The sequence below is a fragment of the Halopseudomonas sabulinigri genome (genome assembly GCF_900105255.1).
Taxonomy (GTDB): Bacteria; Pseudomonadota; Gammaproteobacteria; order Pseudomonadales; family Pseudomonadaceae; genus Halopseudomonas; species Halopseudomonas sabulinigri.
In genome coordinates this window covers 1,269,080-1,282,682 of the sequence record NZ_LT629763.1, presented here as the reverse complement: position 1 = coordinate 1,282,682, position 13,603 = coordinate 1,269,080, and the positions used below count along the sequence as shown (strand labels likewise).

12 protein-coding genes are annotated in these 13,603 nt (G+C 59.6%); 7 read left to right on the top strand and 5 right to left on the bottom strand.

Translation table 11 applies throughout. The annotated features are described in order from the left end of the window. The first annotated feature begins 62 nt into the window (after positions 1-62). From BLU26_RS05715 to BLU26_RS05685, 6 genes are all read left to right on the top strand, one after another. Positions 63-2,132, top strand: coding sequence for a putative bifunctional diguanylate cyclase/phosphodiesterase (locus BLU26_RS05715; RefSeq protein ID WP_092284674.1), 2,070 nt, complete (start codon positions 63-65; stop codon positions 2,130-2,132). 568 nt (positions 2,133-2,700) lie between these two features. After that, positions 2,701-3,729, top strand: a complete 1,029-nt coding sequence (locus tag BLU26_RS05705; RefSeq protein WP_092284670.1) for an amino acid ABC transporter substrate-binding protein — start codon at positions 2,701-2,703, stop codon at positions 3,727-3,729. Positions 3,730-3,829: 100 nt separating this feature from the next. Further along, positions 3,830-5,014: an amino acid ABC transporter permease gene (locus BLU26_RS05700; RefSeq protein ID WP_092284668.1), complete on the top strand. Its 1,185-nt coding sequence runs from the start codon at positions 3,830-3,832 to the stop codon at positions 5,012-5,014. A 9-nt stretch (positions 5,015-5,023) separates the two neighbouring features. Then, on the top strand, positions 5,024-6,121 hold the full coding sequence (locus tag BLU26_RS05695; RefSeq protein WP_092284666.1) for an amino acid ABC transporter permease: 1,098 nt from the start codon (positions 5,024-5,026) through the stop codon (positions 6,119-6,121). Positions 6,122-6,130: 9 nt separating this feature from the next. Then, positions 6,131-6,895, top strand: coding sequence for an amino acid ABC transporter ATP-binding protein (locus BLU26_RS05690; RefSeq protein ID WP_092284664.1), 765 nt, complete (start codon positions 6,131-6,133; stop codon positions 6,893-6,895). 250 nt (positions 6,896-7,145) lie between these two features. After that, the gene (locus BLU26_RS05685; RefSeq protein WP_197674537.1) at positions 7,146-8,132 is read left to right on the top strand and encodes a GGDEF domain-containing protein; all 987 of its coding nucleotides are present in this window, start codon (positions 7,146-7,148) and stop codon (positions 8,130-8,132) included. Here BLU26_RS05685 and BLU26_RS05680 read toward each other — a convergent pair. The 3 genes from BLU26_RS05680 to BLU26_RS18555 form a co-directional block, all read right to left on the bottom strand. Then, positions 8,129-8,443: a DUF2845 domain-containing protein gene (locus BLU26_RS05680; protein ID WP_231702010.1), complete on the bottom strand. Its 315-nt coding sequence runs from the start codon at positions 8,441-8,443 to the stop codon at positions 8,129-8,131. The two genes, BLU26_RS05685 and BLU26_RS05680, sit on opposite strands and share 4 nt — an antisense overlap. A 42-nt stretch (positions 8,444-8,485) precedes the next feature. Continuing rightward, positions 8,486-9,307 (bottom strand): inositol monophosphatase family protein, encoded by an 822-nt coding sequence (locus BLU26_RS05675; protein WP_092284660.1) that lies wholly within the window; start codon positions 9,305-9,307, stop codon positions 8,486-8,488. 83 nt (positions 9,308-9,390) lie between these two features. Then, on the bottom strand, positions 9,391-9,624 hold the full coding sequence (locus BLU26_RS18555; RefSeq protein WP_157719308.1) for a DUF1127 domain-containing protein: 234 nt from the start codon (positions 9,622-9,624) through the stop codon (positions 9,391-9,393). Positions 9,625-9,787: 163 nt separating this feature from the next. On the opposite strand from BLU26_RS18555, the gene BLU26_RS05665 reads away from it, so the two are divergent. Continuing rightward, complete coding sequence (locus BLU26_RS05665; protein WP_092284656.1) at positions 9,788-11,215, top strand: aminotransferase-like domain-containing protein; 1,428 nt, start codon at positions 9,788-9,790, stop codon at positions 11,213-11,215. A gap of 23 nt (positions 11,216-11,238) precedes the next feature. On the opposite strand, the gene rloA3 is transcribed toward BLU26_RS05665, so the two are convergent. Both rloA3 and BLU26_RS05655 read right to left on the bottom strand, forming a co-directional pair. After that, a complete protein-coding gene (gene rloA3, locus BLU26_RS05660; protein WP_092284654.1) occupies positions 11,239-11,763 on the bottom strand; it encodes a retropepsin-like aspartic peptidase RloA3 in 525 nt (174 codons plus the stop codon). Between the two features lie 149 nt (positions 11,764-11,912). Further along, positions 11,913-13,529 (bottom strand): Vgb family protein, encoded by a 1,617-nt coding sequence (locus tag BLU26_RS05655; protein ID WP_092284652.1) that lies wholly within the window; start codon positions 13,527-13,529, stop codon positions 11,913-11,915. Between the last annotated feature and the right edge of the window lie 74 nt (positions 13,530-13,603).

Below are 13,603 nucleotides of genomic sequence, written 5' to 3'. Positions count from 1 at the left end.
CGCTGATCCGTATAATGGCCATAAGCCACGTAGTTGCCATATCAATCCGGACTCGCTGAACCATGCTCGCCAGCAGTTACAACACCATTCTTGTCACCTTTTCTCTGATCGTTGCCATTCTCGCCTCCTATACGGCGCTCAACATGGCGGCGCGCGTGGCCAGCGCGCGGGGCCGTGCTGCAGTGTTATGGCTGGTCGGGGGCTCCTTTGCCATGGGGTTCGGCATCTGGTCGATGCACTTTGTCGGTATGCTGGCCTTCAGCTTGCCGATACCGCTGGGGTACGACCTGGAGTTGACGCTCCTGTCGTTGCTGATTGCCATTGGATCATCCGCCTTTGCGCTTTGGCTGGTGTGCCAACGTGATATGCCCAGGCTGCATCTGGTGCTCGGTGCGTTGTTGATGGGCGCGGGTATCGCCGCGATGCACTACACCGGCATGGCGGCCATGTTGATGACGCCGCAGGTGATTTATGTGCCCTGGATTCTGGTGTTGTCTGTGGTCATTGCCATTGTGGCTTCCGGCGCGGCGCTGTGGATCGCCTTTCGTTTGCGCAGCGACTCGGACAAGGTGTTTTTTGCGCGCATCGGCGCCTCGCTGGTCATGGGCGTCGCTATCGTCGGCATGCACTACACCGGCATGGCGGCGGCGCAGTTTCCCGTTGGTAGCTTCTGCGGCGCGGCCAACAGTGGTATCGATACCCAGTGGCTGGCGATTGTGGTCATCGTGGTGACCCTGGCGGTGTTTGCCATTGCACTGATCATTTCCATGCTCGATGCGCGCACCAGCTTGCTGGCGTCCTCGCTGGATGAAGCCAACAGCGAGTTAGTGCAGCTGGCACTGCACGACAACCTGACCCGTTTGCCCAACCGTATTCTGCTCGATGACCGACTGGATCAGGCGATCCAGAAGTCGACCCGTGAGCGACGCAACTTTGCGGTGCTGTTCATGGATCTGGACGGCTTCAAATCGGTGAATGACATCTACGGGCATCATGCTGGCGACCGCCTGCTGGCTGAAGTGGCGCAGCGCATTCTGGATACCAAACGTAGTGAGGATACCGCGGCCCGCCTGGGCGGCGACGAGTTCGTGCTGCTGATTGATCCGGGTGAGCCGGAGGACGCGGCAGCATTGGCACAGCGTCTGGTCGAGAGCCTGGCCAAGCCGTATCAGGTTGAGAGCAATACATTGCATGTGTCGGTGAGTATTGGCGTGGCGGTGTACCCCGGCGACGGTGAAACCGCGCATGAGCTGATGGTTAACGCGGACGCGGCCATGTACCACTCCAAGGAAGCAGGGCGTAATTGCTACAGCTTCTTTGAGCCAAAGATGAACGCCAACGCACACGCGCAGCTGCAGCTGCAGCAGGAGCTGCTTGGCGCGCTGGATCGCAACGAGTTTTTGCTGCACTACCAGCCAAAGGTAGTGGCCCCGGCAGGGCCAATGATCGGCGTGGAAGCCTTGCTGCGCTGGAATAGTCCGCAGCGCGGCATGGTGGCGCCGGATGCCTTTTTGCCACTGGCTGAACGCACCGGGTTGATAGTCGCGATCGGCAACTGGGTGATCAACGAGGCCTGCCGCCAACTCAAGCTCTGGCACCGGCAGGGCCATGACAGCTGGAGCATCGCGGTTAATCTCTCTACCGTGCAGTTGGGCCACCCCGGGCTGGTAGACACCGTACGCGATGCCTTGCAGCGGCATGACGTGGCGCCCGCTTGTCTGGTGTTGGAGGTGACCGAGTCCACCGCTATGCGCGATGCGGAGACCAGCCTGATCATTCTCGATCAACTGACCAGCCTGGGTGTGAGCATCTCGATTGATGATTTCGGCACCGGTTATTCCAGCCTGTTGTACCTCAAGCGGCTGCCCGCCAACGAGCTGAAGATCGACCGCGGCTTTGTCACCGAACTGGCTCAGGGCAATGATGACGCGGCGATCGTCTCGGCCATCATTGCGCTGGGTAAAACGCTAGGCTTGAAGATTGTTGCCGAAGGGGTGGAGACTGCGGAGCAACAGGCGCTGCTGACGCGGCTCGGCTGTAATACATTGCAAGGCTATTACCTGGGACGCCCGGTAGCGGCTGAAAAGTTGCTGGCTAGCCTGGACAGCGTCCAGGAGATACCCAGCAAGTAACCCGAGTGTGTTACCGCGAGTGCGGTCGGCTGCGTAACGTGGCTGACGGTTTTGCACTGTCCTCAGGCAAGCATCGTCTGGCGAGGCTGCTTCGCGTAGCAGCCTCGGCATATCCCCCAGTTTTCCCTCCATTGCCCCCCTTTTGTCACCCTTGGTAACCGTGCTGCGCCTATTTGATGCGCGGCCCGGAACACTCTGTGGCGAATTTAAGAAGAAAATGTCGCACTGATACAAGTTCATCTGATGGCCAATTCGCCGACCGCTCTATTCCGGGCGCTGGTACGGCACTTGCATTAATGCTTCCGGCTGTTGGCGCATGCCCTTGGGCAAAATCACCGGTTTTGCCGAAAGCAGCGTCGCAGAGGGCCGCGCAATTTTCAGGCGGTTAAAACGGAAGGTCGAGTGCACTGTGTTCGACCATAGGCAAATTGCTATCAGTCCCGCGTCCGCTATAGTCAACAGGCAGGTCGACACCGTGACCTGTCGCTGGCTTGCCAGCCCGCCCTCCATAAGAGTGGTCAGGGTCGGCGCGAGACTCCTACACAAAAATAGCAAACTGGAGATACAAATGAAGATGGTGAAATCCACCCTGGCAGTATTTACCACCGCCGCAGTATTGGGCGTCAGCAGTTTTGCACAAGCAGGCGCCACGCTGGATGCAGTGCAAAAAAAGGGCTTTGTGCAATGCGGTATCAGTGACGGATTGCCCGGTTTCTCCTATGCCGATGACAAGGGCAATTATCTGGGCCTGGATGTGGATGTTTGCCGTGCCGTGGCCGCTGCGCTGTTTGGCGATGCGACCAAGGTCAAGTACAGCCCGCTGACAGCCAAGGAGCGCTTCACTGCGCTGCAATCCGGTGAAGTCGACATGCTGTCGCGCAACACCACCTGGACCAGTTCACGCGATGCCGGCTTGGGCCTGAACTTCGCCGGCGTTAACTACTACGACGGTCAGGGTTTTCTGGTCAACAAGAAGCTGGGTGTAAGTAGTGCCAAGGAACTGGACGGCGCCACCGTCTGCATCCAGGCCGGTACCACCACCGAGCTCAACCTGTCTGACTACTTCCGCGCCAACAACCTGAAATTCACCCCCATCACCTACGACACCTCGGATGAAAGCGCCAAGTCGCTGGAATCAGGCCGTTGTGACGTGTTGACCTCTGACCAGTCGCAGCTCTACGCGCAGCGCATCAAGCTGGGTGCGCCAGACGAGTACGTGGTGCTGCCTGAGGTAATCTCCAAGGAGCCGCTGGGTCCGGTCGTGCGTCAGGGCGATGATGAGTGGTTCAACATCGTACGCTGGTCGTTGTTTGCCATGGTTAACGCCGAAGAGCTGGGTGTGACCTCGGCCAATGTGGAAGAGAAAGCCAAGTCGACTGCCAATCCGGACGTCGCGCGTCTGCTCGGCGCCGAAGGCGAGTATGGCAAGGATCTGAAGCTGCCGGCTGATTGGGCAGTCAAGATCGTCAAGCAGGTGGGTAACTACGGTGAAAGCTTCGAGCGCAATGTCGGTGCCGGCAGTGAGCTGAAGATTGAGCGTGGCCTCAATGCCCTGTGGAACCAAGGCGGACTCCAGTACGCACCACCGGTGCGCTGATCTCTACCGCCACATCAGCCCGGCCCTTGCGGTCGGGCTGATGTCGTTCTGACAAGCAAATCTTCGCTCGCCGTGCGAGCAGAGGATGCGAGAGGCTTATATGCAAAATGTTGCCAATGCGCCGCGACGTAGTGGGTCGGCCTGGACTGATCCGAAATGGCGGGCATTGATTTTTCAGCTGATTTCCATTGCTGCAGTAGTGGGGCTCGGCTGGTATCTGTTCGACAATACACAGACCAACCTGGAACAACGGGGTATCACCTCCGGGTTCGCCTTTCTCAATAACACCGCCGGTTTTGGTATAGCTCAGCACCTGATCGATTACACCCAGACTGACAGCTACGGCCGAGTGTTTTTTGTTGGTTTGCTCAATACGCTGCTGGTGTCCTTTATCGGCATCATTCTGGCTACGCTGGTGGGTTTTCTGCTGGGGGTAGCGAGGCTATCGCCGAACTGGCTGATCCGCCAGTTGGCGACGGTTTACATTGAAACCTTCCGCAACATTCCGCCGCTGCTGCAAATCCTGTTCTGGTACTTTGCGGTGATGTTGGCGTTGCCCGGGCCGCGACAGAGCCTGGGTGTGCTGGACAGTTTTTTTCTCAATAGCCGCGGCCTGTACATGCCGTCCCCTGGGCTGTCCGAATCCTTTGGGCTGTTTTTTGCGGCACTGCTGGTGGCGATTATTGCCTCGTTCTTGCTGGGGCGCTGGGCAAAGAAGCGCCGTGAAGCGACGGGGCAACCTTTCCCGCTGCTGATTTCGGTGCTGGCACTGCTGCTGGTGATTCCCGGCCTGGCAGTGCTCATTGCCGGCAACCCACTGGTGTGGACGGTGCCCGAACTCAAGGGCTTCAACTTCACCGGCGGCTGGGTGCTGATACCCGAGCTGATGGCGCTGACCCTGGCCTTGAGTATCTACACCGCAGCCTTTATTGCCGAGATCGTGCGCGCCGGTATTCAGTCGGTCAATCACGGTCAGACTGAAGCTGCTCACTCACTGGGGCTGCCGGCTGGCAAGACGCTGCGGTTGGTCATCATCCCGCAGGCGCTGCGTGTCATCATCCCGCCGCTGACCAGTCAGTACCTCAACCTGGCGAAGAACTCGTCGCTGGCTGCCGGTATCGGTTATCCGGATATGGTCTCGCTGTTTGCCGGGACGGTGCTCAATCAGACCGGGCAGGCGATTGAGGTCATTGCCATCACCATGAGCGTTTACCTGGCCATCAGTATCAGCATTTCGCTGTTCATGAACTGGTACAACGGGCGCATAGCGCTGATTGAGCGCTGAGGAGCCGCTATGCAAACACATACTTTCAAACCGGACATGCCGCCGCCCAAGCAGAACATTGGCGTGCTGGCCTGGCTGCGCGAGAACCTGTTCTCCGGCTGGTTCAACAGCCTGTTGACGCTATTTGCCCTGTATCTGGTGTGGCTGATCGTACCGCCGCTGATCAACTGGGCCTTCATCCAGGCCGATTGGGTGGGCACCACCCGCGCGGACTGCACCAGTGAGGGCGCCTGTTGGGTATTCATTCAACAGCGCTTTGGCCAGTTCATGTACGGCTTTTATCCCACCGAGCTGCGCTGGCGGGTGAACCTGACGGTCATACTGGCGATAGTCGGGGCGGCGCCGCTGTTTATTGACGCCATGCGGCACAAGGCGCGTTACGGCATTGGCTTTCTGGTTGCCTATCCATTGCTGGCCTACTGGCTGCTGCACGGTGGCTTTTTGGGATTGGAAACCGTACCGACCAGTCAGTGGGGTGGTTTGACCCTGACGCTGGTGATCGCCGCTGTAGGCATCGCCGGGGCCTTGCCGCTGGGCATCATGCTGGCGCTGGGACGGCGCTCCGACATGCCGGCCATTCGCGTCATCTGTGTGACCTTTATCGAGTTCTGGCGCGGTGTGCCGTTGATTACGGTGCTGTTCATGTCTTCGGTGATGCTGCCGCTGTTCCTGCCTGAGGGGATGAATTTCGACAAGCTGGTGCGAGCGCTGATTGGCGTCATCCTGTTCCAGTCGGCCTATGTCGCCGAGGTGGTGCGCGGCGGCCTGCAGGCGATCCCCAAGGGGCAGTACGAAGCTGCCGCGGCGATGGGCCTGGGCTACTGGCGCATGATGGGTCTGGTGATTCTACCGCAGGCGCTGAAGCTGGTTATTCCCGGCATCGTCAATACCTTTATCGCGCTGTTCAAGGACACCAGTCTGGTGATCATCATCGGCCTGTTCGACCTGCTCAACAGCATCAAACAAGCGACCACCGACCCGGCCTGGCTGGGCATGGCGACCGAAGGCTATGTCTTTGCGGCGTTGGTGTTCTGGATTTTCTGTTTCGGCATGTCCCGCTACTCCATGCATTTGGAGCGCAAGCTGGATACCGGCCACAAGCGTTAGGAGTACGACATGAGTGAAGCAAGTATGCAGCCGACACTCCCCGAGGGGATTATCCAGATGGACGGCGTGCACAAGTGGTATGGCCAGTTCCACGTGCTCAAAGATATCAACATGAATGTGCAGCAGGGAGAACGCATTGTGCTTTGCGGGCCTTCAGGTTCGGGCAAGTCCACTACCATTCGCTGCCTAAATCGGCTGGAGGAACACCAGCAGGGGCGCATTATCGTGGATGGCACCGAGCTAACCCACGACCTCAAGCAGATCGAGGCGGTGCGCCGTGAAGTGGGTATGGTGTTTCAGCATTTCAACCTGTTCCCGCACCTGACCGTATTGCAAAACTGCACCCTGTCGCCGATGTGGGTGCGCAAGACGCCACGCCGTGAGGCGGAGGAAATGGCCATGCATTACCTGGAGCGTGTGCGCATCCCTGAGCAGGCGCACAAGTTCCCCGGTCAGCTCTCCGGCGGCCAGCAACAGCGCGTGGCCATTGCCCGCGCACTGTGCATGCAGCCGAAGATCATGCTGTTTGACGAGCCGACCTCGGCACTTGACCCGGAAATGGTAAAAGAGGTGCTCGACACCATGATCGGTCTGGCTGAGGACGGCATGACCATGTTGTGTGTAACGCACGAGATGGGCTTTGCGCGCACGGTGGCCAACCGGGTTATTTTCATGGACAGGGGTGAGATTGTTGAGGAGGCGGAGCCCAACAAATTTTTCAGTAACCCCGAAAACGAGCGCACGCAATTATTTCTCAGTCAGATACTGCATTAAATTTAATGTCGGCCGATAAGCTGGGCAGGGTGGCACTATGCTACCCAATAGCCCGGTGAGTCGTGCAGGGATGGCTGCGGCCGCAATACCTTTCTATACTCCAGGCTACGCTCAGCCGCCGCTTTTGCGGTGGGAAATACAAGGAAAACCGGGTGCAGTCCCGGGGTTTGAGGTAGCAGAATCAATGCAAGGGAAGCATTCAGCCCAGTCTCAAAAAAGAGACGCGCGCCCGGAATTCTGGGATCTGTCCATGCGCTGCTGCCAATTGGCCGGCAGTGTGGATGTGGCCTTCTTCTTCATCTTTCTGATTCTGGGCTCGCCGATACTGGCCTGGGTCAACGTGATCAGCGTGGCGATGTATGTCTATGCCTATCGCGCCTTCAAGCAACGCCGCAACAGCCTGGCGATCTTGCTGATTCGCATCGAGGTATTGGTGCACGCTGGCCTGGGTACAGTGCTGGTGGGTTGGGAAAGCGGCTTTCACTACTTTCTGCTGATGTTCATTCCGGCACTTTTTGTCAGCATGCATGCGCGCAGCGCCTGGATACTGGCCATCTGTCTGTGGATTTATTACGTCGCTCTGGATGTGCTCATGTGGTACATCGAGCCGCTGCAGCCCATCTCGTCGAACGCGCTGCTCGGTGTACATATCTTCAACTTGACCACCGTGTTCTTCATGTTCAGCTACCTGGCGCTGTATTACGTGATTACCGTCACCCGCGCGCACAAGCACCTGGCGCGCATGGCGACCACGGATTCGCTGACCAACCTGTTCAATCGGCGGCACATGATTGCCCTGACCGAGAAGGAGCTGGCGCGCCACCATCGGCGGCCACGCGACCTGACGTTCATGCTGATGGATATCGACTTGTTCAAGCAGATCAACGATGACTACGGGCACGACACCGGTGACCGTGTGCTCAGCGCAGTGAGCCAGTTGCTACAGGAGTCGATGCGAGAGCAGGACTTTATTGGCCGCTGGGGTGGTGAGGAGTTTCTGGCGGTGCTACCCGAGACCGATACGGATCAGGCGTGGGCGAGCGCCGAGCGTATTCGCAAAGCGGTAGAGGCGCTGGTGGTCGAAAACGACGGCGCCCGCATCAGCGTGACGCTCTCGATCGGTATTACCCAGTACCGTGCCGAAGAAGCCCTGAGTAACGCCATTGCCCGGGCCGACCACGCGCTCTATGCGGGCAAGTCGGCGGGGCGCAACCGGGTGGAATTGGCGCTAGGCTAGTTGCGCTGGCTGCGCAGACGCACCAACTTGCCGTCGATGAAATGCAGATAGCGGTACATGCCGTTGTCTGGCCCGTACACCCAGTCTTCTTCGTTGACCGAACCTTCAGCCGGGAAGCCATCGGCTTCTATGTATTGCGGCGTCGTTTCGCGCTGATCGGGCTCACCGCATTGCTGCATTACTTGATCCATACTGTCGCCCTCGTCGATCAAACCGCCGGCGCAGCGCATCGCGGCGTGCAGGTGGGTGCATAGCAGCGCCATGCCGGCGGCCGTGCCCAGTGCGGTCAATTGCATCAATAATCTGTTCATGTTGCTTCCTTGCCTCTGCCCTCAACGAGAGCTGTGTTGGCTTCAGTCTTGATCGAGCATGGGCCCGATCATCTCGCGCACCTGCTGGTACACGCCAGGGCAGGCCACCAGGTAGGGGTTGCCCTGCAATAGGCCGTCGCCACGCAGGAAATCGTTGCTGCGCCCGCCTGCCTCCGCCACCAATACCAGTCCGGCGACGCAATCCCAGCTCTTCAACAGGGTTTCATAGTAGCCCAGCAGCCGGCCGGCGGCGACGTAGGCGGTCATCAGCGCGCCGGAGCCATTACGCAGAAACATGCCGCCCTCGGCCAGCAGTTGCGTGAGAAACGGAATAAAGTGCTCGGTGCCGCGGGCATAGAAGGTGCCCACGCCCAGCAGACCTTCGCGTACATGGCTCGCGGAGCTGACCCGCAAGGGTTGATCGTTGACGAAGGCGCCCTGGTCGCGCATGCCATGGAACAGCTCCCGATGATTGGGGTCGGCGACCGCGCCGATATACGGTTCGCCATCCAGCAGCATGCCGATCGACACGCACCAGTTATGCAGGCCGTTGAGGAAACAGGCGGTGCCGTCGATGGGGTCGACCACCCAGAGGCAGCGGGCCTGCAGGTCAGCGGAACCACTTTCTTCGCCAAGAAAGCCGTCTTCAGGGAAGGCCGCCTGCAATTCGGCGCGGATGAAGTCTTCCAGTGCGCGGTCGGCGGCGCTGACCACATCACGGCGGTCGCCACCCTTGTGCTCGATATTCAGGTCTTCGCGACCCTGGTAATAGGCCAGGCCACGTTCGGCGGCCTGTTGGGCCACGCGCTGGGCCAGCGCATAGCGCGCCGGTAAATCGGGAGTGGATGCGGTAGGGCTGGTCATGGGCTGATTCGCTGCGGGGGATGAACGCGTGCAAGCGTACTCAAGATCCGCGCGGAAATTAAGCCCGAGTGATCACATGGCGCTCAATGACGCGTGTCGAGCGCGGTGTGACGCTGGCTCAGCATCTGACTGCAGCGCAGGTTCAGCCGCAGGCCTGCGCTGAACGGCTTGGCCAGTTCCCGCTGGATTTGTTCCCGGGTCAGGCCGATGTCGGCCAGCAAGTGCTCGTCGAGTTTCAGCAGGTGGCGATAGTCGCGTCTTTGCTGGTGGTGTTGCAGCGCCAGGCGCAGAAGTCTGAAAAGTGAGGGTATAGGCATGGTCGGGTCTCCGGTTAGCGTGGAGAAATGGTAAGGGAGACTTGTTTTTGCATACAGATACAGCGGAAAATTAAAAAACAGATACAGTGTCGGTGGAATAGGCGCTGTATGCTGCTCTGATGCGCAATCTGTACTGATAGTGACCAGTGGGCTGAGGGTTGTCATGAAACGTTATGAAGAGGTGGCCGCTACCATCCGGCAGCGTATGGAGCACGGTTTGTACCGGGCGGGCGATCGCTTGCCGTCGATCCGTGAGCTGTGCGGGGAGTTTGCCGTGAGTATTTCCACGGTACAGACAGCCTACGCCGGGCTGGAGGCAGAGCGGCTGATCGAGGCGCGGCCCAAGTCGGGTTATTACGTATTGCCGCGTTCGGCGCCGCCGGTGTTGCCGGGGGTAACCCGGCCAACGCAGCGGCCGCTGGATGTGTCGCAGTGGGATCATGTGCTGAACCTGGTGGGTGAACCAGGGGCCGAGCATGTTATTTCGTTGGGGCGCGGTATTCCGGATGTCGAGGCCAAGACCCTGAAACCGCTGTTTCAGCAGTTGGCCGCGCTGCATCGCCGCGGCCACGCTGCCGGTCTCAAGTACGACTCACTGGCCGGTAGTCCGCAGCTACGTGAGCAACTGGCGCGCCTGGCATCCAGCTCGGGGTGTCTGCTGCATCCCGACGACATACTGATCACCACCGGTTGTCAGGAGGCGCTGTCGATCGCCATCCGTACCCTGACAGTGCCGGGTGATGTGGTGGCAGTCGATTCGCCGAGTTTCTATGGCAGCATGCAGATTCTCAAGGCGCACCAACTCAAGGCCATGGAAATCCCCACTGACCCGCAAACCGGTATCAGCCTGGAGGCTTTGGAGCTGGCGCTGGAGCAGTGGCCGATCAAGGCCATACAAATCACGCCAACGCACAACAACCCCTTGGGCTATACCATGCCGGAGGCGCGCAAGCGTGAACTGGTGGCGCTGGCGCAACGCTTTGACGTCGCCATCATCGAGGACGATATCTACGGTGACCTGGCCTACCGTGCGCCACGGCCGCGCACCCTGAAGTCCTTTGATGATGACGGTCGCGTGCTGCTGTGCAGTTCCTTTTCAAAGACCCTGATTCCGTCGCTGCGGGTCGGCTGGATAGCGCCGGGACGTTATCGCGACCAGGTGATGCACATGAAATACGTCTCCACCGGCGCCTCGGCGACCCTGCCACAACTGGCGGTGGCAGACTTTATAGGCCAGGGGCATTACGAGCGTCACCTGCGTAATGTGGTGCGCCAGTATCAACGCAATCTGGATGTGGTGCTGGGCTGGGTGCAGGCGCTGTTTCCGCTGGGTACAGGCGTGAGTTACCCGCAGGGCGGCTTTCTATTGTGGGTCGAGGTAAAGGGGTTGGACTCGGTCAGGCTGAATGAACGCCTGGCGGCGTCCGGGATTCAGATCGCGCCGGGCTCACTGTTTTCTGCTTCTGGCAAGTACCGCGACTGCCTGCGCATCAACTATACCCAGGCCAGTTCGCCCATGTATGACGCCTTGGTGACGGTCAGCCGGGAGATCGCGTTGATGCAGGCAGAGCAGGCGGCCGAGGCGGTTTGAACCGCCTGGCCGTAAGCGGAGGTTCAGGCCTGTTCGCTGTTGCAGGCGGGTTTGGTGGTGAAGGTGCGTGAGGTATCCACCGGGCCCAGTTCGTTCAGCGTGCGACGGCCGAGCAGTACCGGATAGTGCATGTTGTTGCGATCGCGCAGCGAGAACTCCTCCTTGAGCATCTCGTTGCCGACACACACATCCATCTTCACCACCGGGCGCTCTTCCGAGCCGCCGGCGCCGCGTACCTTGAGGTTACGCTCCAGTGGGCGTTCGAAAGTCGAAGCCACGGTTTCCTCGGTATTGATGTCCTGCAATTCGACGCGGAAGCGTACCCAGTCCTCGCCATTCTTTTCAAAGCGTTCAATGTCTTCGGCGTGCATGGAGGAGGTGAGTGCACCGGAGTCCAGCTTGAACTTGACCGTCAGGTCTTCCGGCATGATCACGCCTTCTTCCACCCAGCCCAGTGGCTTGGCAGTGTCGGCGTGGCTGATGGCGGACGCGCCGAGGGCGGCAATAGCGAGGGCAGGAACCAGCGATTTCTTCAGCAGATGGTGCATGTACGTCTCCTGTTTCAGCTTCTCAGTGCAAATCGATATGTTGAAATGGACTAATGCGCTGTAAAAACGTTCACCCAAAAGCTTAAAGCGGAGTTTGACCGAATGTTGCGGCGCCCATGCCAGTGGCCTCTCGCGTGGGTGCCGGCAGCTTATTTTGGCGTCAGCTCGTACAGGCCGTTGTCGATATCCGAGCCGAAGAAAATCCGGCCGTCTGCGGCAACTGCTACGCCGGTGGGAATCCCGGTGGGGGGTAGGACCGGGCCGGGAGGCAGGCCAATCGGCAGGTCGCTGGCAAGCACCGTTTTGTCGCCATTGGCAGGGTCTACCAATAGCAGGCGGTGGGCCGCGCCCTCGGCGATAACAAACTTGCCGTCCGCGGTTTCGCTCAGGCCTTCGGGCAACTGCAGGTCCTTCACCAGACGTTCCAGCTTACCGCTGGCGGGATCGACGCGGGTGAGAAAGCCGGCCATTTCGGTCAGGTAAAGGTTGCCGTCGCGACCCCGAATCATCTGCACCGGGCCTTGCAGTCCCTCAGTCAGAACGCTTTGCTGATCCAGCTTCGGGCCGCTCAGGCGCAGCAGCTTGCCGCTGGCCATTTCACTGACCACGATGTCGCCGTTGTCCAGTTCGACGGCGCCTGAGGGCGCTTGCAGGCCATGCAGAAGATGCAAGGTGGTGTGGTCGTTGCGGTCGATGATCTGCAAGGTGTTGGTAGCCAGGCTGGTTAGCAGCAAGCGCTGCGCGCTCAACCCCACGCTGCTCGGATACTCGATATCCGAGCCATGGGCGCGGCGCAGATCGGTTACTTCGCCGGTAGCGGTATCGACCTTACGGAAAGCGAATATGTCGGCGATATACAGCGCATTTCCGTCTTCGGACAGCGCCATGCCGGCGGGCACCGCCAGTTCGCCGCTGGTGATCATGCGCACTTTGCCGGTGGTCGGATCAACTTGCTGGATGCTGTTGTCCGCCATGTTGGAGACGAAGATGCGATCCTGGCTATCGATGGCCAGATTGTCCAGCGAGCTGCTGAGCTGCGCGATATTGGTGGTTTCACCGCTGGCAAGGTCGATTCGTTTAAGCAGGCCCTTGAGGGTATCTATGGCGTAGAGATTGCCCTGGGAGTCGAAGTTGGCCGCAGCCGGTGTGCCAAATCCGGTTGCCACGGTTTCTACCGTGCCATCGGCGGGGTTGATGCGTACTACCTCGCCCTTGAACCAGAGCGGGCCGTACAGCCAGCCATCGCTGCCCACCTCAAAACCGTTGAAGCCGCCCAGATCCTTGGCGATCAAGCGCGGTGCTTGCTTGCCGGTCGGGTCGATTTCCCACAGTGCATCGCCAAGAAATACCTGGCTGGCGTATAGCTGGCCGGTTTCATCATTGAAATCGAGCGAGTTGATGCCGGGCAGGCCGCTGGCGACTTCGCGTATCGGCGCATTGTCGTTATCGCGCATCAGCAGCTTGCCGGTCTGGAACCCGGTCCAGGCCATCTCGCCGTTGGGGCCGATGGCGATATCGTCGGCCTGCCCTTGGTCCGGTCCGATCAAGGTGCTCACCTCGCCGCTGTCGATGTCTACCTGATAGATGCTGCTGCCCACCACACTGCCGGCCAGCAAGCGGCCCTGCTGATCTACCGCCAGACCGTGTACGCCCTTGAAGGCGGACGGTGCCACCAGCGCTTCGGGTGCTTGGTATTCGATGGCCATGCTGGCGCTGCTGAGGCTGACGAGGGCGGCCACAACGGCAGCCTGAAAGGGAGGCTTCATGCGAGATCCTGTTATTGTTGGTTTGTCTCGATTCTAGCCGGCCTGCGCCTGAATGCCCGTGGCATTGGCAAGGT

Coding starts and splice junctions, on each gene's coding strand:
- BLU26_RS05715 (WP_092284674.1), top strand. CDS start 63: ATGCTCGCCAGCAGTTACAACACCATTCTTGTCACCTTTTCTCTGATC.
- BLU26_RS05705 (WP_092284670.1), top strand. CDS start 2,701: ATGAAGATGGTGAAATCCACCCTGGCAGTATTTACCACCGCCGCAGTA.
- BLU26_RS05700 (WP_092284668.1), top strand. CDS start 3,830: ATGCAAAATGTTGCCAATGCGCCGCGACGTAGTGGGTCGGCCTGGACT.
- BLU26_RS05695 (WP_092284666.1), top strand. CDS start 5,024: ATGCAAACACATACTTTCAAACCGGACATGCCGCCGCCCAAGCAGAAC.
- BLU26_RS05690 (WP_092284664.1), top strand. CDS start 6,131: ATGAGTGAAGCAAGTATGCAGCCGACACTCCCCGAGGGGATTATCCAG.
- BLU26_RS05685 (WP_197674537.1), top strand. CDS start 7,146: ATGCGCTGCTGCCAATTGGCCGGCAGTGTGGATGTGGCCTTCTTCTTC.
- BLU26_RS05680 (WP_231702010.1), bottom strand. CDS start 8,443: ATGAACAGATTATTGATGCAATTGACCGCACTGGGCACGGCCGCCGGC.
- BLU26_RS05675 (WP_092284660.1), bottom strand. CDS start 9,307: ATGACCAGCCCTACCGCATCCACTCCCGATTTACCGGCGCGCTATGCG.
- BLU26_RS18555 (WP_157719308.1), bottom strand. CDS start 9,624: ATGCCTATACCCTCACTTTTCAGACTTCTGCGCCTGGCGCTGCAACAC.
- BLU26_RS05665 (WP_092284656.1), top strand. CDS start 9,788: ATGAAACGTTATGAAGAGGTGGCCGCTACCATCCGGCAGCGTATGGAG.
- rloA3 (WP_092284654.1), bottom strand. CDS start 11,763: ATGCACCATCTGCTGAAGAAATCGCTGGTTCCTGCCCTCGCTATTGCC.
- BLU26_RS05655 (WP_092284652.1), bottom strand. CDS start 13,529: ATGAAGCCTCCCTTTCAGGCTGCCGTTGTGGCCGCCCTCGTCAGCCTC.